Origin of the sequence: Mariniradius sediminis (assembly GCF_021491425.1) — a bacterium.
Lineage (GTDB): Bacteria > Bacteroidota > Bacteroidia > Cytophagales > Cyclobacteriaceae > Mariniradius > Mariniradius saccharolyticus.
This window is the reverse complement of sequence record NZ_JAKEVZ010000020.1, coordinates 34268-57689: the sequence shown is the minus strand read 5'-3', so window position 1 is coordinate 57689 and position 23422 is coordinate 34268. Positions and strand designations below refer to the sequence as shown.

At 46.8% G+C, this 23422-nt stretch carries 15 protein-coding genes; 12 read left to right on the top strand and 3 right to left on the bottom strand.

The features are described from left to right. The first annotated feature begins 112 nt into the window (after positions 1–112). Complete coding sequence (locus L0U89_RS18780; RefSeq protein WP_234862930.1) at positions 113–262, top strand: hypothetical protein; 150 nt, start codon at positions 113–115, stop codon at positions 260–262. A 198-nt stretch (positions 263–460) separates the two neighbouring features. Here the strand turns inward: L0U89_RS18780 and L0U89_RS18775 are convergent, their stop codons facing one another. Continuing rightward, complete coding sequence (locus L0U89_RS18775) at positions 461–1225, bottom strand: zinc ribbon domain-containing protein (protein ID WP_008630205.1); 765 nt, start codon at positions 1223–1225, stop codon at positions 461–463. 3 nt (positions 1226–1228) lie between these two features. Then, entirely contained in the window at positions 1229–2329 is a 1101-nt protein-coding gene (locus L0U89_RS18770; RefSeq protein WP_234862929.1) for a Nif3-like dinuclear metal center hexameric protein, read from the bottom strand. A 41-nt stretch (positions 2330–2370) separates the two neighbouring features. On the opposite strand from L0U89_RS18770, the gene lpxK reads away from it, so the two are divergent. The 7 genes from lpxK to L0U89_RS18735 all read left to right on the top strand — a co-directional run bounded on the left by lpxK (position 2371) and on the right by L0U89_RS18735 (position 13145). Then, entirely contained in the window at positions 2371–3429 is a 1059-nt protein-coding gene (gene lpxK / locus L0U89_RS18765) for a tetraacyldisaccharide 4'-kinase (protein WP_234862928.1), read from the top strand. After that, a complete protein-coding gene (locus L0U89_RS18760; RefSeq protein ID WP_234862927.1) occupies positions 3419–5380 on the top strand; it encodes a putative porin in 1962 nt (653 codons plus the stop codon). Before lpxK ends, L0U89_RS18760 begins: the two co-directional genes overlap by 11 nt. 5 nt (positions 5381–5385) lie before the next feature. After that, positions 5386–5997 carry a MiaE family protein gene (locus tag L0U89_RS18755; protein WP_234862926.1) on the top strand — a complete coding sequence of 204 codons (612 nt, stop codon included), beginning with the start codon at positions 5386–5388 and terminating at the stop codon, positions 5995–5997. Between the two features lie 115 nt (positions 5998–6112). Beyond that, the gene (locus L0U89_RS18750; protein WP_234862925.1) at positions 6113–7357 is read left to right on the top strand and encodes an ABC transporter permease; all 1245 of its coding nucleotides are present in this window, start codon (positions 6113–6115) and stop codon (positions 7355–7357) included. Between the two features lies 1 nt (position 7358). Then, positions 7359–9050: a GMC oxidoreductase gene (locus L0U89_RS18745; protein WP_234862924.1), complete on the top strand. Its 1692-nt coding sequence runs from the start codon at positions 7359–7361 to the stop codon at positions 9048–9050. A gap of 131 nt (positions 9051–9181) precedes the next feature. Beyond that, positions 9182–11218 carry a DUF3858 domain-containing protein gene (locus L0U89_RS18740; RefSeq protein ID WP_234862923.1) on the top strand — a complete coding sequence of 679 codons (2037 nt, stop codon included), beginning with the start codon at positions 9182–9184 and terminating at the stop codon, positions 11216–11218. A gap of 10 nt (positions 11219–11228) precedes the next feature. After that, positions 11229–13145, top strand: a complete 1917-nt coding sequence (locus L0U89_RS18735) for a DUF3857 domain-containing transglutaminase family protein (RefSeq protein WP_234862922.1) — start codon at positions 11229–11231, stop codon at positions 13143–13145. Between the two features lie 3 nt (positions 13146–13148). On the opposite strand, the gene mtaB is transcribed toward L0U89_RS18735, so the two are convergent. Further along, the gene (gene mtaB / locus L0U89_RS18730; protein ID WP_234862921.1) at positions 13149–14471 is read right to left on the bottom strand and encodes a tRNA (N(6)-L-threonylcarbamoyladenosine(37)-C(2))-methylthiotransferase MtaB; all 1323 of its coding nucleotides are present in this window, start codon (positions 14469–14471) and stop codon (positions 13149–13151) included. A gap of 262 nt (positions 14472–14733) precedes the next feature. Here mtaB and L0U89_RS18725 point away from each other — a divergent pair, with 262 nt between their 5' ends. The 4 genes from L0U89_RS18725 (at position 14734) to L0U89_RS18710 (ending at position 23373) form a co-directional block, all read left to right on the top strand. Continuing rightward, the gene (locus L0U89_RS18725; protein ID WP_008630227.1) at positions 14734–16866 is read left to right on the top strand and encodes a glutamine synthetase III family protein; all 2133 of its coding nucleotides are present in this window, start codon (positions 14734–14736) and stop codon (positions 16864–16866) included. A gap of 539 nt (positions 16867–17405) precedes the next feature. Continuing rightward, the gene (locus L0U89_RS18720; RefSeq protein ID WP_234862920.1) at positions 17406–20555 is read left to right on the top strand and encodes a SusC/RagA family TonB-linked outer membrane protein; all 3150 of its coding nucleotides are present in this window, start codon (positions 17406–17408) and stop codon (positions 20553–20555) included. A gap of 30 nt (positions 20556–20585) precedes the next feature. Continuing rightward, positions 20586–22154, top strand: coding sequence for a SusD/RagB family nutrient-binding outer membrane lipoprotein (locus L0U89_RS18715; RefSeq protein ID WP_234862919.1), 1569 nt, complete (start codon positions 20586–20588; stop codon positions 22152–22154). Between the two features lie 73 nt (positions 22155–22227). Next, entirely contained in the window at positions 22228–23373 is a 1146-nt protein-coding gene (locus L0U89_RS18710) for a glycoside hydrolase family 18 protein (protein WP_234862918.1), read from the top strand. Positions 23374–23422: the final 49 nt, after the last annotated feature.

Here is a 23422-nt window from a genome sequence, read left to right as displayed (position 1 = left end):
CTGAACCTTAATCTTCTTGAATTCCTCAGAAAAACACCTGTGTCTCCTGATCTCCAATTTTGATGCTCGCTTTTTCATACGGTTGACGTTTTTTTGTCAACCTATATCAGGCATGCACACTTGGTACATCGTACTTCGTACTTGGTACATCTCCTGTTCTCGTCCCGACCGCCTTCCTACCGCCTTCCTACAGCGTCCCGACCGCGTTCCTACCGTGTCCCGACCGCCGCCCGACCATTACCCGATGATATTCCGTGTATGACCCGATCTACTATTTTTGGCAGGGGCATACCTTGGGCTTGATAGAGCTTCGATAAGGAGTCGGGAAAAAAATATGGTGCTTGGGCCTTGTCATCTTGCCGGTTGTGGGTTTTCCCCCGGATTACAAAAAATCCTACCCAGATTTGCCGCCGTTAAACTCAAAAAAAAAAAGCCCGATTGCTCGGGCTTCTTGGTATTGTTAGGCTCTGGTTCTCTTCTTTTTTGTGATATCCTCTTCGATCTCGTCCTCGACACCGGCGAAAATCCTTCCGCAGTGTTCGCAGACAATCAGCTTCTTCTTTTCACGGATATCAGCCTGACGCTGTGGCGGCACGACATTGAAGCAACCTCCGCAAGCACCACGCTTGACCATCACGACAGCGAGGCCATTCTTGGCATTGCCGCGGATCTTGGTGTAGGATTTGTACAGCCTGTCTTCGATTTTCTTTACAGCCTTTTCCCTTTCGGTATTCAGCTTGTTTTCGTCGTTTTCACTTTCGCTGACGATGTTTTTCAGCTCGTCTTTTTTGGTGGTAAGGTCCTTTTGGCGCTCTTTTACGATCTCCTGAAGTGCCGCAACCTCGACGTTTTTGTTTTCAATCTTGATCTGCGATTCCCCGATCTTCTTTTTGGAAACCTGGATTTCCAAATCCTGCAGTTCGAGTTCCTTGGTGATGGCGTCGTACTCCCGGTTGTTTCTGACGTTCATCTGCTGGTCTTGGTATTTTTTGATCAGCTTTTCGGACTCTTTGATATTTTCCTTGAATCGCTTGATGTCGTCTTCCAAGGCAGCAATATCAACCTGGAATTTCTGAAGTCTTGTTTCGTATCCGGCTAACTCATCCTCTAGGTCTTGGACCTCTTCGGGGAGGGCTCCCCTTACTTTAAAAATCGCGTCAAGTCTGGAATCTATTTTTTGAAGGTTTAATAAGGCTTCAAGCTTCTGAGTAACTGTACTTTCCATGTACTACAGATATGTTATGGGATTTGTGACTACTTTTGACAAATAGAGTGCAATATTAGGAAAATTTTGGGACAATAATTCCTTGAGTAATTCTTTTGTAAAAATTTCGCTCTCGTAATGCCCGATATCACAAACAATCAGTTGATTCTCAGCATCAAAGAATTCGTGGTATTTGATGTCGGCTGTGATGAATATGTCGGCACCGGCACTTTTGGCCGCAGATAGCAGAAAAATCCCCGCACCGCCGCAAACTGCCACTTTTTTGATCGGCTTTCCGGTCAATGCCGTATGCTTGATCACCTGAAGTTCCATCGCCTTTTTCAGATGGAGTAGAAAGGACCTTTCCTCCATGGCTTCGGGCAATTCGCCGACCATCCCTGCGCCGACTTCCTGGTTTTCGTTTTCCAGTTGATGGAGAAAATAAGCCACTTCCTCATAAGGATGGGCCTTCCGCAAAGCGGCCAAAACTTTTCTTTCCAAATAAGAAGGAAGCAAAACCTCAATCCTCGTCTCAGGTTCACGGTGGGGTTTTTCCCTTACCCCCAAATGCGGATTCGCTGCTGCGGAGGCGGTGTAGGTTCCCGTGCCCGTGGCCAGGAAGCTACAACCTGCGTATTCTCCAATCTTTCCCGCCCCAGCATCAAACAGCGCTGAAAGCACTGCATCGGCATGTTCGTGGGGGACAAAGGTGGTCAGTTTGGACAGGATTTGCTTTTTGGGTTGCAGGATGCGGGTATGGCTGAGTCCGATTTTGTCGGCGATCTTTTTGTTTACCCCGTGGCGGACGTGGTCGAGGTTGGTATGGATGGCATAGATCGCAATATCGTGTTTGATGGCGGCGATGACCGTGCGCTCCACGTAGTTTTTGCCGGTAAGGCTTTTGAGTCCCTTGAACACAATCGGGTGGTGTGCGACAATCACGTTGCAGCCTAGCCGGACCGCTTCGGCCACCACTTCCTCCGTCGCATCCAGGGTACAAAGCACGCTGGAGACAGCGGCATTCGGATTTCCCGTGATCAATTGGGCATTGTCATAGGATTCCTGATAGGAGGGAGGTGCGACAGTTTCGAGATAATTCACCAAGTCACGGACGGTATATGCCATCTTTTTTCAGTTATTTTGTTCAAAAATAAGCAAAAAGCCCCATGCGCTGGTACGCCCCTTGGTTATATCCATTTGCACTTCTATATAATGGTGTCACCAAGGTACGCAACAAATTGTTTGATCGGGGAACATTCGCATCCTTCAATCCTCCCATCCCCACAGTCGTTGTCGGCAATTTGAATGTCGGCGGTTCGGGAAAAACCCCCATGGTGGAATTCCTAATCGAATCCTTTGCGGACCAATACCGCACGGTGACCCTCAGCCGTGGTTATGGCCGAAAGACCAAGGGGTTTTTACTGGCTTCCCAAGACACCGGCCCGGAGCAAATCGGGGACGAACCTTTCCAGATTTTCTCCAAATACAAAGAGAAAATCCACGTCGCCGTCGGAGAGAAGCGGGTAGATGCCGCACATGAAATCCTTTCCAAATTGACTGAAACGCAGCTTTTGATCTTGGATGACGCATTCCAACACCGCTATATCCTAGGCGATTTGAAGATTCTGCTGACTACTTTCCAAGGGCCGTTTTTCGAGGATCACCTATTACCTGCGGGTACCCTGAGGGAGTCGCGCGCGGGGGCGGCGAGGGCGGATATCATCGTGGTGACAAAGTGCCCAAATGAGCTTCTTGTTTCTGAAAAAGAGAGGTTCCTCAAGGAAATTTCCCGCTACAGCAAGGCAAGGGTCCTGTTTGCGGGTTTGGGGTATGGGTCGCCCAAAGTTGTTTCCGGTCAGGAACAAGGAATCCAAACAAAAAAAGTGATCGCATTGTCTGGCATCGCGGACAACAGCCTATTCCTTGCGGAAGCCAGGAGGAGGTTTGAGGTGCTGGAAGTATTGGATTTTCCCGACCACTATACCTACAGGGAGAGCGATATGTCCGCACTCAAGCAATTGTCCGAGAAGCATGGGGGTGCTGCGGTCTTGACCACGGAGAAAGATGCGGTAAAACTTAAAAGCCCTGCATTTCGTGAATATTTGGCGGAAATTCCGATTTTTGCGCTGCCTGTCAATATCAAACTTTCCGATGCGGATGCCCAAGTCTTGCGATCCAGGGTCAAGCAAAGTATCGAGGAAAAACTCAAAATACGTGAGGTTTAAGCATTTCCTTTTCATCTTCCTGTTCGGCGTTTTGCTGGGGTTTGACCTCTACGGTCAGATACGTCCCATCAATCCCCAATCGGGGATGCCGAGCGGTTTTCCGCAGGAAGGACAGCAATTGCCGCAGCGTAAGGAGATCAAGGAAGAAGCTGGTGGCAGGAAAAAATTGATCGACGACAGCACCAAGATGGTGTTTGGGCCCAAGACTTCGCTTTATTTTTTGGAAAAGGATATCAAGAGAAATATCGAAAGAAAAGTCGAGGTCGATACCCTTTTGGACAATTTCCACTACTACGAGCCCGTCGCCAAGTCAGGTTGGATGTACCAGGACCTTGGCAACGTCGGTAGCGCCGCGAAGCCGATTTTCTACGATGTGCCCAGAACGATTGGGGTCAGTTCGGGCTTCCATGCGTATGACTTGTACTACCTGTCTCCCGACAGCATGCGGTATTATGATACCAAGTCGCCCTACACGCAGATGAACGCATTCTTTGGAGGGGGAAATCGGAACCTGCTGGACTTGGTCTTTGCCAGGAATATCAATCCTCGGTGGAACATCGGCTTCAACCTCAGCACGATTCGAGCGACCAAATTGCTCAATCCATCTGGCCGTGACGATCACCTTGCCGTCCAAAATGCCTATTCCATGCACACGAGCTACAAAAGCGAAAACGGCAAGTATCTGCTTTTGGCCAATTTTTCCAGGATGAAACATGTGGTGGAAGAGCAAGGTGGGATCGTGTCTCCGGATTTTGATGAGACATCTGAGCTGTTTGCCTACCAAGATGCCAAGGTTTGGTTGAAAAATTCGGTGGCCCAGGATTTTAGGATCGATTACCATCTTTACCACCAATACGAAATCGTCAAAGGCTGGCAGGTCTACCATGTATTTGACAGGCGACACCAAAATGTGCTTTTTACCGCCAACCTGAATTCCTCTGACTCGAGCTTTTTCAACATTTTCAACCCGCCCCGGCTGATTGCCTCCGACAGTACCAAAAACCAAAACCTGTTCCGCGAACTCAGAAACGAAGTCGGGTTCAAGGGGGATTTGGGTCCACTCTATTACAATGCCTTTTTGAAATACCGCCGTGCGGAGGTGGAATCCGCAAATGTCGGCAATGCGCAGCAAATAGATGAAGTGTACGTAGGCGGGATGTTGAGCGGCAGGATTGGGGAGAAATGGAGATTTGATGCCGAGGCTGAGTACCTGCTGCCGGAAGCTTTCAGGCTCCGTGGACTGTTCGTCTCGCCGTTTTTGGAGGCATCTTACACGAAGGCCCTGTACCGTCCTACCGCCATGCAACTGCTCTATGCCGGAAACCACCACCGATGGGCAAATGACTTTGAAAATATCGGCGTCGATCAAATCAAAGGTATCCTCAAGGTGGATCTGCCGTTTTTGCGGATACGTCCCAGCCTGACGCTCAACAGGGTCAATAATTACGTCTTCTTTGATACTTTGCAGCAGGCGGTACAGGCATCCGGGGAGGCGTTTTTGGTGATTCCCGGACTGAAATTTTCCGCCAATTTGAGGCAGAAATTGTTCTTTGAGGGCGAAGGATACTACACCCAACGTTCCGGCGACGGGGCGGACAATTTCCGGATACCGAGTTGGGTCGTCAATTCGCGGTTGTTTTACCAGTCCGAGATGTTCAAGGGCAATTTGTATGTCCAGATCGGTTTGGAGGGCAGGTACCGCAGCGATAACTACGCCGATTTCTACAATCCGGCAATCCAGCAGTTTCACATCCAAAACTTCTTCGATGTCTACGCCTATCCTGTGATCGACTTCTTCCTCAACGCCCGTATCAACCGGACACGGATATTGCTGCGTATGAACCATATCAACATCAACATGATGAACGAGCCGGGATACTTTGTGACGCCTTATTTCACGGGACTGCGAAGAACCCTCGATGTTGGAATCAGTTGGCCATTATTTGACTAGAGACCATGAGTTGGGAGGAAAGTACCAAACAGAAAATGCTGCACCTGCAGCTACCCACAGACCCGAGGTGGGTAAACATTGCCGAGATGAACATCGGCGATATCCTTGTTGACCATGCCTATTGTGAACAAAAAGCGGCTTCCTCCTGTATTTCTTTGATCGTCAAATTCCACGATCTGCAGGAGCTTGTCGACACACTCACGCCTGTAGTCGCAGAGGAATGGAACCATTTTGAGCGTGTGATGGAGCAAATCAGAAAGCGCGGATTGGAATTTGACAAGCCAAGGAAGGATGAATATGTGGTGAAGCTTTCCGAGTTTGTGAAGAAGGGTGGAAGCCGCAGCCAGCAATTGGTGGAGTACTTATTGATGAATGCCTTGATCGAGGCGAGGAGTTGCGAGCGCTTCAAGCTTTTGTCCAAACATATTCAGGATGAGGAGCTCCAGAAGTTCTACTATGAGCTGATGGTGTCGGAGGCGGGACACTATGTCAATTTCATTGAGTTGGCAAGAAAGTACCATGACAAGGAAAAAGTAAATGCGCGATGGCAGGAATGGCTGGCCTATGAAGCCGAAGTGATCAAAAATCTGGAGATTCGCGGAGACCGTATGCATTGATCTGAATTGTGTATTTGGTCAATATTTGATCGCAGTGCCTCAACCATTCGGGCATTTTTCGTATTATTAGCGACTATTTTGCAGCAGTTTTTTTGAAAACTAACAACCAACCATTATGAATTTACTTGAAAACATCAAGGAAGCCCTTCAGTCCATCAAATCCCACTTGTTGAGGACTGTGCTCACGGGCACCATTGTCGCCATCGGGATCATGTCCCTCGTAGGCATGCTTACCGCCATAGATGGCATCAAAGCACAAATCGAGGAAAGTTTTTCAGGCCTAGGCGCCAGCAATTTCGACATCCGGTCGAGGGGATTTTCCGGCGGAAGGGCCGTGCAGGATGGCAAAACCGAGAAGTCCTATCCAGTCGTGAAGTACCGCGAAGCATTGGCCTTTAAAGAGGCCTTTTCCAACACAGGACCTGCGACGGTCTTCACCACCGTATCGGGAACTGCCGAAGTCAAAAGAGGTTCCAAGAAAACCAACCCCAACGTAAGGCTTACCGGTGCAGATGACCTATATTTTGGACTCAAGGGCCTTAAGATCGAGAAAGGAAGGAACTTCAGCCGCACCGAGGTACAATACGGAAATTACGTCTGTATCGTGGGCGTAGATATCGTGAAGTCACTTTTCGGGGATTCCGAGGAGCCATTGAACGATTATCTTACCGTGTATGGAAACAGGTACACAATAATCGGAGTACTGGAAAAGCAGGGCTCGGTGGGTGGCGGACCGGGTGCGGACCGAGCGATATTTATCCCGGTGGAAAATGCAAGCCGTTTGGACCAAAGGGGCGGATTCCGCTATTCCATCACGGCAAGCGGCTCTGATCCGCTGAAATTGGAATATGAAATGGGGCAAGCCACAGGCTTGATGCGCAAGATCAGGCAGGACAAAGTTGGGCAGGAGGATTCATTTGAATTGACCAAAAGCCAATCTGTAGGTGAGAGTTTGGAGGAGGTAGCTGGTTATTTGAGGATTGGAGGATTCGGGATTGGTTTCATTACCTTGTTGGGTGCCTCGATTGGATTGATGAACATCATGCTGGTGTCCGTGACGGAGCGGACCCGTGAGATCGGCATCAGAAAAGCCCTCGGAGCCACACCGATGCGGATACGGCAGCAGTTTTTGATCGAGGCGATAGTCATTTGTATTCTCGGCGGAATTGTGGGCGTTTTGTTTGGGATCGGGATCGGCAATATTGTGGCCAACGCGATTGGCCCAGGTGGATTCCTTGTTCCTTGGCTTTGGATTTTCGTGGCCTTCATAGTTTGTATTGTGGTTGGTTTGGCTTCGGGATATTTTCCAGCCCGCAAAGCAAGCCGTCTTGATCCGATTGAGTCTTTGAGATACGAGTAAAATGAGCCAAGCAAATACCTTCGACGCGATCGTAATCGGTTCAGGCATCAGTGGTGGATGGGCCGCCAAGGAGCTTTGTGAAAAAGGCCTCAAAACCTTGGTGTTGGAGCGTGGGAGGAATGTGGAGCACAAAAAGGATTATCCTACGATGGTTTCCAATCCTTGGGACATGCCCCACCGCAACCAGATTCCCCTTGCCGATCGTCTCGAGAATCCAGTAGTCAACCGTTGCTATGCCTTCAAGGAAGACACGGAACATTTTTTTGTAAAAGATTCGGAGCATCCATATCTCCAAGAAAAGCCTTTTGATTGGGTGAGAGGCTACCAAGTAGGGGGTAAGTCGCTTATTTGGGCACGGCAGACGCAGCGCTGGAGCAAATATGATTTTGAGGGCCCGGGCAGGGATGGGTTTGCGGTGGATTGGCCAATCAGGTATGATGACATTGCGCCTTGGTACAGTTACGTGGAGCGCTTTGTCGGAGTGAGTGGGAATTATGATGGTGTGGAGACTTTGCCTGACGGGGAGTTTTTGCCGGCATGGGAGATGAATTGCGTGGAAAAGGAAATCAGGGACCGTATCCTCGCCTCCTATCAAGATCGCCATGTCATGATTGGCAGGTGTGCGCACCTGACCCAACCCCAAGAACATCACCTGAAAATGGGTCGTGGACAATGCATGGCCCGGAACCAGTGTTATAGGGGCTGTCCCTTCGGTGCCTATTTCAGTTCAAATGCTGCCACATTGCCAGCGGCTGCGGCCACCGGTAACCTGACTATCCGCCCGGATTCCGTGGTCCATTCCATCATTTATGATGACAAGGAAGAAAAAGTGACAGGAGTCCGTGTGGTGGACCGAGAAACCAAATCGGTCTCAGAATACTTCGCCAAAGTGATTTTTCTCAATGCCTCGGCACTCAATTCGAATCTGATCCTACTCAACAGTACTTCCAATAGATTCCCCAATGGCTTGGGCAATGATTCCGGGATATTGGGAAAATACGTCGCCTTCCATAATTACCGGGGGAATATTTCCGCATCGTTTGAAGGCTGGGAGGACAAATATTACTTCGGAAGGAGACCGACCGCGGTGATGATGCCCAATTTCCGCAACGTCAAGAAACAGGAAATGGACTTTCTCCGAGGTTATATGACTTTTTACACGGCAGGCCGAGGTGGCTGGGGCGGAAGGCGGGACCTGCCATTCGGAGCAGATTTCAAGGAACAGAACTCCGTTCCTGGTCCTTGGCATGTGTTTATGATGATGCAAGGCGAAACCATCCCCAAGGAATCCAACTTCGTCAGCCTGAGTCCAAATGAAAAAGACGCTTGGGGTATTCCTTTGCTTCAGGTGAATGTAGACTATGACGACAACGACGAAAAGATATTGAAAGACTTTTTCGAACAGGGCAGTGAAATGCTTTCCAAGGCTGGCTGCAAGGATATCCGTACTTCGGATTCGAAGCAAGCGCCTGGTTTGGATATCCACGAAATGGGCGGTGTCCGTATGGGCAGGGATCCCGAGTCATCGCTTTTGAATGGGTGGAACCAAATGCACGCATGCAAAAATGTGTTTGTCACGGATGGGGCCTGCATGACTTCTACTGGTACCCAAAATCCTTCCATTACCTATATGGCCCTGACTGCCAGGGCGGCGGATTATGCCGTGAAGCAGCTGAAAGCCGGAAACATCTGATCTTTAGGCGGTTTTGTTTGTCCTTCGATTAGGTACGAAGTGGGCGGTGTTCGACTGATCACTATTTTTTTAAACAAAGTATTGACTTATGTTAATTAATAATTTATTTTTCAGAATTAACGCCCCAACCTATGAATATCTTCCTCACAAGGCTGACCATCTTTTCAGCCTTCCTCCTGCTTGCATCCTGGCATTCCTTTGCCGCCAATGAAGCCTTCAAATTCGGCAAGATTCCCGACGATGTAGTGACCACCAAAACCTACGCGCCAGATCCTGAGGCGAATGCTGCGGTACTTTCCCATGTGGGAAATGTCAAGATCGACTACCATGTGTCGGATGGATTTTTGGTCAATTATTCGGTACACAAAGTGACCAAAATCCTCAACAAAGATGGTCTTTCCCATGGTGACTTGGAGATTCCTTACTATGTCATTGCTGGCAGGAAAGACGATGTATTTGGCATCAAGGGCTTTGTCTACAACGAGGTCAATGGTAAGATTGTCAAAGAAAAAATAGAAAAGGAGCATATTTTCGATGAGGAGGTAAACAAGAATTACCGCATCAAGAAGATTTCCCCGCCCAATGTCAAGGAAGGTTCTGTGATTGAAATTTCCTATGAAATCACCTCTGACCTATTCAGCTACATCAGAGAATGGGAATTCCAAGCTGACATTCCTACACAATGGTCTGAGCTTACCTTCGAATATCCCGAATATTATTCATTTACACAGTCGACTCAGGGCTACCAGAAGTTTGAGATTTACGAGGAAAAAGGCGGTACCGGAAATGCCGCTTGGACAAATCAGGAGCGGGTAACCAATGGCTACACCGTTTCTTCACAGGTTTCGTCCAACTCGGTCACTTACAATACGACCAAATACCATTACGCAGTCAAGAATGCTCCTGCCTTGGAGCCTGAGCCATTTATTGACAACCCCTCGAGCTATTGCACCAAGGTAGAATTTCAGCTTCAGTCCCTTCAATTTCCCAATTCCGGCAGGCAAATCCTGACTGGATCTTGGGAGAAGCTCGCGGAAGAACTTTTGGAGGCTGAAGATTTTGGAAAAATGCTGCAAAAAGGCGCTTTTGCCAAGACAACAGTAGAGTCACTGATCGCCGACGCTGCTTCAGATGAGGAAAAAGCCGTCCGTATTTACAACCACATCACCAAGAAAATGACCTGGGATGACCGGGTGGGCATATATCCTACGAAGGCATTGGACAAATCCTACAAGGAAGGAAAAGGTTCCGCAGCGGACATCAATATGCTATTGACGCTTTTTCTCAACCAAGCAGGACTTTCTGCATTTCCTGTGATGACTTCCACGCGTGGATCAGGGTTTCTCAATCCAGCCAATCCTGTACGATATCGGATCAATTATTTGCTCACATTGCTCGTAGTCGGGGAAAAACAAATTCTACTGGATGCTACAAACCCTTCCCTACAGTTCGGTTACCTGCCACTCCATGCCATCAATTTCAGGGGATTTGCGATGATTCCAGGGCTATCCCAGTTGATCAATGTTGGCAATTCGGCAGTCAATTCCGAAGTCATGATGGTCAATATGAAGATCGTCGACGAGGAACTGCATGCAAGTGTATCGCGGAATTTTCAGGGCTATGGTGCTGCGAGGATCAAAGGCAAGATTGCGGTTGACGGAAAAGAGAAGTATACCGAAAGCTTTTCTAATGAGCTCAAGGATTGGGATCTGAAATCGATCGATTGGGAGAACTTGGACACCAAGGATAAGGCGGTTGTCGAGAAGTATGAATTGGTCGGGACCTCAGGCTTTGAAGTTTCCGGTGACAGGATCTATTTCAACCCCTTTGAGGAAGTTTACCTATCCGAAAATCCATTCAAGCTGGATGGGCGTATTTTTCCAATAGATTTCATGTACCAACAAAAACGGCAAATGGTAGTCAATATCGAGGTGCCCGCAGGCTATGTGGTCGAAGAAATGCCGAAAGGTTTGATCAATCAATTCAACGAAAAAGGCCTTGTTTATTCATACAGGATATCTTCCCCGTCACCCGACAAAATCCAAATCATGATCAGCTATCAGGTGAACCAGACTTTGTTTGAAGCATCGCAATACGCACAGATCAAGGAGTTTTTTGATTCCATTGCCCAGAAACAAAAGGAAAATATTGTGTTGAAAAAAGTCTGATCTTATGGTGATGTTCAGGTTGTGTAGTGTGTTTTCCCTTTGGTTGGCCCTTGGCTTGGTGTCTGTGGGAAACTGCCAAAACTTCTCAATTTCGGGCATTCCCCAGGAATACCTTGGTGCTTCGGCCGTCATCCGTGAAAGTACCCAGGAAGTCAGGGTGGACAAGACCGGAAGGTTTTTCCAGAAAAACCGGACCGTGGTTACGATCTTCAAGAAGGACGCTGAGGATTTGGCGGTGTTGGCGGTGGATTACAATAGTCTGATCAAGGTGAAAAGTATTTCGGCAAACGCCTACGACATTGTCGGCAAGCAGATATTCAAATCAAAGGCCTCGGACATTAAGGACTACAGCAATTTCAGTTCTTTTTCTGTGTATGAAGATACCAGGGTGAAGCTCCTCGATGCCACTCGCACGGAATTCCCTTACACCGTGGAATTGGAGTATGAATTGGAAATCGGAACGCTGTTTTATATTCCCAATTGGGTACCCCAGGCCACGCCCAAATATCCCGTAATGTCTACACGAGGTAGTTACACCTTTTTTCCTGACAATCCCATTCGGTTTTTTGCCAAGAACATTGAAGGCGAGGGAACGAGTTCTACCACGGCAGATGGGATGACCAAGGTGGTTTGGGAATTGGCAAACCTTCCTGCCTACGATCCGGAGCCTCTGGTTCCAGTTGCCGAATCAGAACTCAAGGTGCTTTTTGCAGCGCCCACCTATTTTGATTTTGATGGCTTCAAAGGAGACCTCAAAAGCTGGGAAAACATGGGTTCCTGGATTTATCAATTAAACAAAGGCAAAGATGTCCTAACGGATGCTACCAAACAGGATGTGGCGAAAGCAATCTCCGGATTAGGCACCGATCAGGAGAAGGTGCGGGCATTGTACCATTACCTTCAAGGAAAGACGCGGTACGTGAGTATTCAATTGGGTTTGGGAGGACTGATGCCCTTCGATGCCTTGACTGTAGACAAATATGGCTATGGGGATTGCAAAGCCTTGTCTAACTATATGGCTGCGCTGCTAAAAGAGGCAGGGATCAAAAGCCACTACGCATTGATTTACGGAGGGGAGGGGAAAAGACTTGTTGTGGAGGATTTTCCAAAAAGTTACTTCAACCATGCGATTTTGGCAGTACCAATGGAAAAGGATACCATATGGCTGGAATGTACTTCCCAATCCAATCCATTCGGATATTTGGGGAATTTCACCTCCGATCGACAGGCACTGTTGGTGACCGAAGCAGGCGGCAAGTTGGTACGCACGCCCAAATACAGCCACAGCCAAAACGCAATGACCCAGAAAGCCATCTTCAAAATCGAGGAATCAGGTAATGCACAGGGATCCTTGGAATTGGAAGTCAGGGCGACCCAAGCAGAAAATGGGGGTGTGATCGATGTGGTCCGTTCATCCTCGGATACGAAAAAGAAATGGATTCAACAGTATTTCGGTCTGCCAAGCCTTGAAGTGGTTTCCTATGAATTTGGATTGGAAGATGCGCCCATTCCGGTCGTGATCGTGAAGTCTGACCTGATTGTCAAAAACATGGCGGGTAAATCGGGAAATCGGTTTTTTCTTCAACCCAATCAGTTGAATGTATATTCTACCAACCTGCCTGCGGCCAAGGATGGACGCAAAGGCAGATTTGAGAGAAAGATGGGGTTTGTGGACGTTGATGAGATTGTGTACGCCTGGCCTGAGGGCTTTGAGGTGGAAAATCTGCCGAAGGAAATTTCGATTGATTCCGAGTTTGGCGTATACCGGGCTGAGTTTTTGGTCGAAGGAAATCAGCTGACCTACAAGCGGAATTTTGAATTGCGCGATGGAGTCTATGAAGCTTCTCAATACCAGCCTTACCGGGATTTCCTATCCAAAGTGGAGCGTTCAGACAAGACAAAGGTCGTACTCAAAAAGTCCCAATAGCGCTTAGGTGTGGTTTTCGTAGACCAATTCAGGCTCCACGACTTCCACATTTCCCTTTTCATTGATTGATGTAAGGGTCACCGTCTTGAGTTCATTGACCAAGAGCGGATCATACTTGGCGGCGACGCGGATGTAGTTTTCCGTAAATCCATGCATTTTCCCATCCTCGACATCTTCTTCAAAAAGCACGGTAAAGGTTTTGCCGAGGTTTTCCTCGTAAAACTTCCTTCGTTTTTTTTCTGAAAGTATCCGCAGCATTTTGGACCGCTCGTTTCGTTTTTTGATCGGTACGATGCCATCCATCTCCACAGCGCGGGTATTTGCACGCTCGGAGTAAGTGAATACGTGAAGGTAAGAAATGTCAAGCTCGTTTAGGAAGTTGTAAGTCTCGAGGAAAAGTTCATCTGTCTCGCCGGGGAAACCGACAATGACGTCCACACCGATACAACAATGCGGCATCAGCGTCTTGATTTTATCAACCCTATCTTCGTACAGTTCCCGTAGGTATCTTCTACCCATGGCCCTCAGAATGGTATTTGAGCCTGATTGCAGCGGGATATGAAAATGAGGCACAAAGCGCTTGGACTTTGATACAAACTCAATTACGTCGTTGGTCAGCAGGTTAGGTTCGATGGAAGATATTCTAAATCTCTCAATACCTTCCACTTCATCCAAGGCAAAGACCAAATCAGAAAACCTTTCTTGCCTTTTTCCTTCCCGGATTCCGAAATCGCCAATATTGACACCGGTCAAAACGACTTCCTTTACTTCTGTTTGGGCAATTTCACGGGCTGATTTCAGGATGTTTTCTATGCTGTCGCTTCTGCTTTTGCCACGGGCAAGCGGTATCGTGCAAAAAGCGCAGCCATAGTTACAACCATCCTGTACTTTTAGAAAGGTACGGGTACGGTCATGGATGGAAAAAGCGTTGTTGAATATGTTGGCTTCCTGAATCTCGGAGGCGAGGACTTTTGTTTCCTGGGTTTTTGCAAAACCATCCAACAGTTCCAAGAGTCGGAATTTCTCTGCTGCACCCAATACCGCGTCGACACCTTCAATTTCTGAAATCTCTTGGGGCTTCAGTTGCGCATAGCACCCAATAATTGTGACATAGGAGTTGGGGGAGATTTTTTTGGCCTCTTTGACGATTTTTTTACACTTTTTGTCGGCGTTTTCGGTGACGGAGCAAGTGTTGATGATAAAAATGTCCGGGTTTTGTTCAAACTCGACTTTTTGATAGCCCTTTGCCTCAAACATCCTGCTGATGGTTGAGGTTTCCGAGTAGTTCAATTTGCAACCCAACGTATAAAACGCTACTTTTTTCACCGATATCTCTTTATTCAGGCTGCAAAGTTAAAAATTATGGCTTGGTTTTCAATTTTCTATTTTTCGGATAGAAAACCATATTTTTTCAATCAAAGTATGTCAAATAGGATCAGTTTTTTTAAAAAGAATGTAAATTTTTCTAATTATTGGCTCAATTGATACCCATTCGCTTTCAAATTCATATTATTTCATATTTTTGTGGGTGTTAAATCAAACCACTTATTGTAGAAAAATGGCAACTTTAAGACAAAAAGCTCTATTGATGGCTACAGCTCGCCCGCGAATTGCCGTCACAGCCCCAGCCCCTAAGATTTCGGACTACTTTGGTAGCCAGATTTTTGGGACAAAACAAATGAAAGAATCACTCGCCCCTTCCATTTTCAAAAAAGTAATGGAAGCCATCGATAAAGGTACCAAAATCGATCCGGCGACTGCAGAGGAGATTGCGTCTGCTGTGAAAGTATGGGCGCTTTCGAAAGGTGTCACGCATTATACCCACTGGTTCCAGCCTTTGACGGGCTCTACTGCGGAAAAGCATGATTCGTTTTTTGATGCCCACGCAGGGATTGAGAAATTCAAAGGATCGGCGTTGGTACAGCAGGAGCCAGACGCATCTTCCTTCCCACATGGTGGTATCAGGTCGACTTTCGAGGCGAGGGGATATACTGCTTGGGATCCTTCTTCTCCGATATTCATTTTCGAGAAGACACTTTGTATCCCGACCATTTTCGTGTCCTACACAGGTGAGGCCTTGGATTACAAAACACCATTGTTGAAGTCCATGGAGGCTGTCAACAGTGCGGCCGTTGAGATTTGCCAGTTGTTTGACAGAAACGTAAGAAAAGTAACCCCTTCCTTGGGTGTGGAGCAGGAGTATTTTGTGATTGACAAGGCACTTTACGCAACAAGGCCTGACTTGGTGATGTCCGGAAGAACCGTTTTTGGACATAGCCCTGCAAGAGGCCAACAGTTGGAAGACCACTATTTCGGTACAATTCCCACAAGGGTAAAAGACTTCATGATGGATTTCGAAATCGAGGCCCACAAATTGGGCATTCCGGTTTCTACAAGACACAATGAGGTTGCCCCAGGACAGTTCGAGGTGGCCCCTGTTTTTGAAGAAATCAATAAGGCTACGGATCACAACCAATTGCTCATGGATATCATGGACAAAGTGGCCGAGAAACACAACCTAAAGGTTCTTTTCCACGAAAAGCCTTTTGCTGGAGTCAACGGTAGTGGTAAGCACAACAACTGGTCTCTGATCACCGATACAGGGGTGAACTTGTTCCAGCCTAGCAATTCAGCAAGGGAAAACCTTCAATTCTTGACATTTGTAGTGGCAACCACCAAAGCGGTGTACGACTATGCGGACCTGTTGAGGGCAAGTATCGCGTCAGCAAACAACGATTTCCGCTTGGGCGCCAATGAGGCGCCACCTGCGATTATGTCTGTGTTCCTTGGATCTACGCTTTCCAACGTCTTGGATGAGTTGGAGAAAAACGGAAACATCAAGATCGAAAAAGGTGACAATATGTACATGAAACTGGGCATCAGCAAGATACCAGAAATCATATTGGACAACACCGACAGAAACCGTACATCTCCTTTTGCTTTCACAGGGAATAAGTTTGAATTCCGTGCGGTTGGTTCAAGTGCAAACGTGGCTGGTCCAATGACCGTTTTGAACGTTATCGTGGCTGAAACACTTCGCACGCTTGCCAAAGACATCGAAAAGGAGATTAGCGCAGGCAAGGAGAAAAAGATTGCCATCGTCAACGTATTGAGAAAATACATCAAGGACAGCAAGAAGATCAGATTCGAGGGTGATGGATATTCAGAGGAGTGGGAGAAGGAAGCTGCAAAAAGAGGTCTATCCAACAAAAAGAGCACTCCTGAAGCTTTGGACATCTACCATGACAAGAAGACTGCCGACTTGTTCAACAGGCATGCAGTCCTCAATCCAAAGGAACTGCACGCAAGGCATGAGATCATGTTGGAGAACTACATCAAGAAAGTTCAAATTGAGTCCCGGGTGATGGGGGATCTGGCGCTGAATCATATCATTCCTACTGCTATTCAGTACCAAAATAAGCTGATCGAGAATGCCAACGGATTGAAAGGGCTTGGCTTGGACAACAAGGCAGCCATCGAAACGATCAAGGAAATCAGTAAGCACCTGGAATCGCTCAAGCTAAACGTTCACGCTATGATAGAGGAGCGCAAGCGTCTCAACAAGGTGGAGGATGTAGCGGAAAGGGCAAAAGGCTACAGTTCAGCTGTGAAGGACGCATTCTTCGAGAAGATCAGATATGCAGTTGACAAGCTGGAGTTGCTCGTGGATGACGAATTCTGGCCGCTAGTGAAATACCGCGAGATGCTGTTTATCAAATGATAACAGTTCTTTTATGAAAGTCAAAAACCGCCTTCGGGCGGTTTTTTTTTGCTGTTTGGTTTGATTGGTACCTGTTTTACAGTTTTGGAATGATGTTGTTTTATCTTCAAAAAATCATAAACGTCCGTCCATGAAATCACTTTTTTTGGTGAAATTATGTATATTATTTTCGTATAGTAGGTATAATTTACTTGAATTAGATGTATAACTTGTTGAAAATATTCTAAAAACTTAGATCCTGTACAAATATTCGTACATTTTATTTGCTAAACCGATTTACTAATTCTAATAAATATTGAAAGATACCGATACTTTTTAAAAAAAATTAATAAATGCTTTCTGGAATAATTTTTTATAAATATATTTACACATAGCAAATACTAGGCTGGCCAGAAAGTGCGGTATAAAATTCTGTTTATTGATCATTTTAAGCCATCATATTTTAAAACCGTGCACATGTCAAAAGCCATAGGATTTATTGTTTCAAAACCAATTGATTTTAACGACAAGAAAAATGAAGTAACCCTAAATTAACTCCTATGAACAAAGTTGTACAATTGATGTTGGCTTTGGTTATACTCTTCGCCTCGGGATTTGAGGTGTATGGCCAAACGAGAGTGCTAACCGGTAAGGTCGTCGACAGTGCCGGTGAACCCATTCCAGGGGTAAACGTCCTGGATAGGATCGCAAATACCGGTACCACCACTGACCTGGATGGTAATTATTCGATTTCTGTTACCAGCAATTCTGTGTTGGTATTTTCTTTCATCGGGTTTAAGGACCAGGAATTTCTGGTAGGCAACCAAAGCAGTATCAATGTGACGTTGGCGGAAGACGTTTCAGACTTGTCTGAGGTGGTCGTGACTTCCTTTGGTATGGAAAAGGACAAGAAGGCTTTGGGTTTCTCCGTGACCCAAGTCGGTGGTGAACGGTTTACGGAATCCAGGGCGATCAACGTCGGAAACGCACTTTCCGGAAAGATTGCCGGTGTGAACGTGACCCCGCCAGCGACAGGTGCCGGTGGATCTACGCGGGTCGTCATCCGTGGTGGTTCATCCCTGACAGGCAATGACCAGCCACTCTATGTGGTTAACGGTATGCCTATCGAATCTGGCAACCTTGGTAGTGCCGGTATGTGGGGCGGTAACGATGCTGGTGACGGCTTGGCGGCTATCAACCCCGATGATATCGAAAGTATTTCTGTATTGAAAGGTAATGCCGCTGCGGCACTTTACGGTGCTAGGGCAGCAAACGGTGTGATTTTGATCACCACCAAGTCTGGTAAAGCAAGAAAAGGTATCGGTGTTGCACTCAATTCAAACGTTACTTTTGACAATGTATGGGATTTCACCGACTACCAAAGGTCATACGGGCCTGGACGTGATGGCGTAGTGGCAACCACGGCTGGCGAAGCACTCGAAATTGGTCAGACCCATTGGGGTTCGCGTTATGGAAACCAAAACGTGATCCAATTCGATGGTGTTTCAAGACCTTACCAGCATACGGGAGAGGGTTTGAATGACTTTTACAGAACCGGTACGACCCTGAATAACTCTGTAGCCTTGAGCGGTGGAAATGAAACCGGTACTTACCGTTTGGCTTATTCAAGGCTTGACAATAAGGACATCATGCCAAATGCGGGCTTCAATCGAGATGTGTTGAACGTCAATATCAACAGCAAATTGAAGCGTTTGACCTTGGATTTCAGTGCCCAATACACCAAGCAACTTGCCAAAAACCGGCCGAGACTTTCTGATTCTCCTGGTAATGCCAACTTCGCTATTATGACCAAGCCTGGCACACTGCCTTTGGACGTGATGAAAGGGACTACCGACAAGTTGGGGGCTTTGGAAGATGGGAACGAATTGAGGTTTCAGCAGAATGTGTTCCAAACTAACCCGTACTGGGCAGCATACCAGTTTTTCAGGGAGGATTTGACCAACCGTATTTTGGGTAAGGTTTCACTCCGTTATGACATCACTGATTGGTTGTACATTATGGGCCGTGCGGGTACTGATTTTCAGGCACGTACTGACCACAGCTACACTCCATGGGGTACCGCATTTAAGCCTAGAGGAGATTATTTCACTAATAAGACAAATATTCGTGAAGACAACCTTGATCTCTTCATTGGTGCCCAAAAGCAATTCGGTGACTTCTCTGTCGATGCATTGATCGGTGGTAACCGCATGAGACGTGGGACAGAGGTATTGAGTGGCGGTGGTAACGATCTAGTAATTCCATTTGTCCACAGTTTGAGGAACGTTGCCGCACCCCAAGTTGGATATGGATTCAACGAGTGGGGTATCAATTCAGTGTTTGGTTACGCCAATTTAGGGTACAAAAACATGTTGTTCCTTAACCTGACAGCAAGACAAGACCAGTTCTCTACGCTGTATGCTGCAGGTAGCTCTAGTTTTGATCCAGCAAACACCAAACTGTTTTATCCATCCGTCGGAACCAGTTTTGTGTTCTCGGATGCGTTCACTTTGCCTCAATTTTTCACCTTCGGTAAGGTCCGGGCGTCTTATGGTGAGACGGGTGGAGGGGCACCTTCGCCTTATCTGCTGAACCTTACGTACGGTCTAGTTGGGTCAGGACACTTAGGAGGTTTCCTTGGTCAAATCAATAACGGTTCGATCCCAAATGCAAACCTACAACCCTACAGGTCCAAAGAATATGAATTTGGCTTTGATTTGAGATTCTTCGAAAACAAGGTTGGATTGGATGTTGCTTATTACAACAGAAGAACCAGCGGCGACATTTTGCCATTGGGTATTTCTGCTACCTCTGGTTTTGGTTCCACTTTGGTCAATATCGGAGAAATGGAGAACAAGGGTATTGAGTTGTTGTTGAACGTTGTTGTATTGCAAAAGAGAGATTTCAAATGGGATATCTCGTTCAACTATGCCAACAACCGTGCAAAGGTGCTTGACTTGGGTACCAATGCCAAGGGCGAACCGATTGAGTTCATCAACTTGGATGAATCCAGGCTTAGAAGAGAAAGAATCCGCCACATTGTGGGTCAGCCATTGGGTATGATCGCTGGCTTCAAGCATTTGACGATCGATGGACAAAAAGTCTATGACGATCAGGGCTTGCCAGTTCCAACAAATGGTTTGGAGACAATCGCTGAAGGAAGACATCCAATCTCAGGTGGCATCTTGAACAACCTTTCCTACAAAAATTGGCGAATGAGCTTCCTGATCGATTTCAGAAGCGGTGGCCACTTGGTATCAGGAACCAATTACTTCGCCTATGTCTATGGCTTGCATGGCGAAACGCTCAATGGTCGGGAAAATGGTTTAACCGTATCAGGTGTAACAAGAAATGGTGAAGCAAGGACATGGAATATTCCTGCGAATCCTGGGAATCCGGCAGAGTTCCTGATTGACAACTACTATAGCAACTATGCTCTGATCACAGAGAACATTGTATATGACGCTTCATTCGGTAAGCTAAGGGAATTCTCCTTGGGATATACATTCCCTAGCACAATCCTGAATAAAACGCCATTTACTTCTGCTTCACTCTCATTTGTCGGCAGGGATTTGTTCCTCTTGTGGTCTAATGTTCCCAACATCGATCCAGAGTCTGCTTACACCACTAGCGGCAATGCGCAAGGCTTGGAGTTCTTCGCATCTCCTACAACCAGAAATTTCGGTTTCAATCTCAACCTTAACTTCTAATCCTGTTTCCTGATTTTAACTGAAACGAACATGAAAAAAATTCATAAAATATCTGGACTTCTGCTCGCACTGACATTGAGTTTCACTTCGTGCAATGAGCAGGATCTGTTTGATCTCAACGTAGACCCCAATGCTGTGACCGAAATGGACCCTCAGTATTTGTTTTCACTGTCGATGCTGAGAATAGCAGGTGAATATGAGAATACGAGGGCAAATATGCTCTACTCCGCGACGATGATCCAGCATACTTCTTCTTTGGCGGGATATTTCAGCGGGGATAAGTATTTCTATAATGCCCAATACAGTGGCGCCTACATGGAACGTCACTATACAGATGTAATCAGGGCATTTGCGGTCGTTATCGATCAGACAAAGGACAATCCAGCAGAAGCCAATGTGAACGCAGCGGCTACGGTATTGAATATTTTTGACCTCCATAGAATGACTGACCTCTATGGTGATATTCCGTACTTTCAAGCAGGCAGGGGATTGGAAAGCGAGGAAAACTGGTTTCCGCAGTATGATAATCAAAGGGATATCTACAACGACATGGTGATCCAATTGAGGGCTGCGAGAGATAAGTTCTCGGCTTCCGCTCGTTCGTTGGGTGCGCAGGATTTCATGTACGGTGGCAATATTGATAAGTGGAAAAGATTCACTAACGCGCTTTTGATGAGAATCGCAATGCGTATGAGTAACGTTGATGCTGCCAAGGCAAGGGAAGTATTTATCGAAGCGAATAACAGTGGTACATTCACATCCAATGCTGATAACGGATACATCAAATTCACCGTCGGCCCTATTGGCGTGAACCGTAACGGTTTGAATGATGGCTATTGGAACACGTATAAGTATTCCAATGACTGTAAAATCAGCAAGACCTTCATCGATTGGATGAAAGCCAACAACGATCCTCGTTTGATGATCATCTCAGGCGGAATCGGCACACCGGCAGATCCTTCAACCTGGGTGACTGATCCAGCTGCACAAAGAGGTATGCCAAACGGCTACAACTCAACGACCATCCGGACTATCCTCACAGGAGCGGATTTGGACGATTTCAATGCAAGAGGAAACAGAATGTTTTCCATGTTGAATCTCAAATATTTGGATTGGGAAGATCCTTATATCTTGATCACATATGCAGAGACGGAGTTGATGAAAGCAGAGGCTGCCGTGAAAGGGTGGATTTCTACCGATGCAAATACACATTTCTCAAACGGTGTCGCAGCTGCGATCAATTCCTGGACTGCGTTTGATGCTTCATTTGCGAGAACTGCGGATCAGGTAAACACATACATTGCCGGAAGGGGCTTTGCGGCAGCATCTAATGCAGACAAATTGCGCTTGATCGGTGAAGAGTATTGGGCTGCGACATGGCTCAATGATATCGAATCTTGGTCCAATTGGAGAAGAACTGGCTACCCAGCTTTGACTCCGACCCAAGATCCAAACAGGTTTGAAGCCAATGAGATTCCAAGACGCCTTCGTTACTGGGAATCTGAGATCGGTGCGAATCCACAAAACTATGAGGCTGCGAGGTCCAGAATGGGCGGCGACAATCTCATGACGAAGGTTTGGTGGGATGGAGGAAATTAATTGATTTTGGTTAATTGTTGTTTTGAAAAGGGTGCCTCTTGGCACCTTTTTCTTTTGAAAAATTTGCTTTGAAATGAAAAAACTTGCTTATCGACTGATCCTTTTGGCGGGTATGTGTGCCGCGATATCCTGCCGGCCAAGTGCTGAAAATGTAGAAAACGTTGCACCCGAGAAATACAAAATCATCGGCTATATCGCCGGCTGGAAAGGAGTGGATACCAGCCTCATCCATGCCGACAAGCTCACACACATCAATTACGCTTTTGCAAACGTCATCGATGGGAAGGTGAGAGAAGGCGAGGGGAGGGAAGAGCAGGATAAAGCGAATCTCGCACTTTTGAGGAGCCTCAAAGGCAAAAATCCTGATTTGAAGATTCTCATTTCCGTCGGTGGATGGACCTGGTCTAAAGGGTTCTCGGACGCGGTGCTGACTCCCGAAGGACGGAAGGTGTATACGGCATCCGCTATAGATTACCTCATACGGCATGACCTAGATGGGCTTGATTTCGATTGGGAGTATCCGGCGCTTCCCGGCGACAACAATCCCTACAGACCCGAGGATCGGGAGAATTTCGTATCAATGCTACAATCGGTCAGACATGCATTGGACAGTCTCACGAGAGTGACTGGGAAACCGTACCTTCAGACCATTGCAACGGGAGGATTCACAGAGTTTGTGGAGGTCAATAATCTTGGCGAAGCCCAGAAATACTTGGATTTCATCAATATCATGACCTACGATTTCATCGTCCAATCAGTAAGGGATACCACGGGGCATCATACCAACTTGTTTGCAAGTAAATATTCAAATCGGTCGGCCTCAAAAGCAGTGGATGAGCATATCCAAGCAGGCGTGCCCGCGAGCAAGCTTGTTATGGGTATGGCTTTTTATGGAAGATCATGGGAATCCGTAAACCCTGAAAATAATGGGCTCGGTCAGACAGGTAAAGGGGCAAAGGGATACCCATTTTTGGAGATTTCAGAACTTATGAAGAACCCTGATTTTTCGAGACATTGGGATGAAGAGGCACAAGCACCCTATCTCTGGAACGCCAAAGATTCCATTTTCGTGACCTTTGAAGATCCCCAATCTCTAGAAGCCAAGGTAAAGTTTATCAAGGAGAAAGGCTTGGCGGGCGGTATGTTCTGGGAGTATCATGAAGATTCAAAAGACCGCACCTTACTCACGGCGCTGTACAAGGCATTTCAATCCCAATAGAAAGCAGCTTGATGGATTAATTCCCATTTTTAGCCATATTGCGGGTTCA

Bases quoted from the DNA above. Each gene is read 5' to 3' on its own strand.
- L0U89_RS18780 (WP_234862930.1), top strand. From the start codon at position 113: ATGCACACTTGGTACATCGTACTTCGTACTTGGTACATCTCCTGTTCT.
- L0U89_RS18775 (WP_008630205.1), bottom strand. From the start codon at position 1,225: ATGGAAAGTACAGTTACTCAGAAGCTTGAAGCCTTATTAAACCTTCAA.
- L0U89_RS18770 (WP_234862929.1), bottom strand. From the start codon at position 2,329: ATGGCATATACCGTCCGTGACTTGGTGAATTATCTCGAAACTGTCGCA.
- lpxK (WP_234862928.1), top strand. From the start codon at position 2,371: ATGCGCTGGTACGCCCCTTGGTTATATCCATTTGCACTTCTATATAAT.
- L0U89_RS18755 (WP_234862926.1), top strand. From the start codon at position 5,386: ATGAGTTGGGAGGAAAGTACCAAACAGAAAATGCTGCACCTGCAGCTA.
- L0U89_RS18750 (WP_234862925.1), top strand. From the start codon at position 6,113: ATGAATTTACTTGAAAACATCAAGGAAGCCCTTCAGTCCATCAAATCC.
- L0U89_RS18745 (WP_234862924.1), top strand. From the start codon at position 7,359: ATGAGCCAAGCAAATACCTTCGACGCGATCGTAATCGGTTCAGGCATC.
- L0U89_RS18740 (WP_234862923.1), top strand. From the start codon at position 9,182: ATGAATATCTTCCTCACAAGGCTGACCATCTTTTCAGCCTTCCTCCTG.
- L0U89_RS18735 (WP_234862922.1), top strand. From the start codon at position 11,229: ATGTTCAGGTTGTGTAGTGTGTTTTCCCTTTGGTTGGCCCTTGGCTTG.
- L0U89_RS18725 (WP_008630227.1), top strand. From the start codon at position 14,734: ATGGCTACAGCTCGCCCGCGAATTGCCGTCACAGCCCCAGCCCCTAAG.
- L0U89_RS18720 (WP_234862920.1), top strand. From the start codon at position 17,406: ATGAACAAAGTTGTACAATTGATGTTGGCTTTGGTTATACTCTTCGCC.
- L0U89_RS18715 (WP_234862919.1), top strand. From the start codon at position 20,586: ATGAAAAAAATTCATAAAATATCTGGACTTCTGCTCGCACTGACATTG.
- L0U89_RS18710 (WP_234862918.1), top strand. From the start codon at position 22,228: ATGAAAAAACTTGCTTATCGACTGATCCTTTTGGCGGGTATGTGTGCC.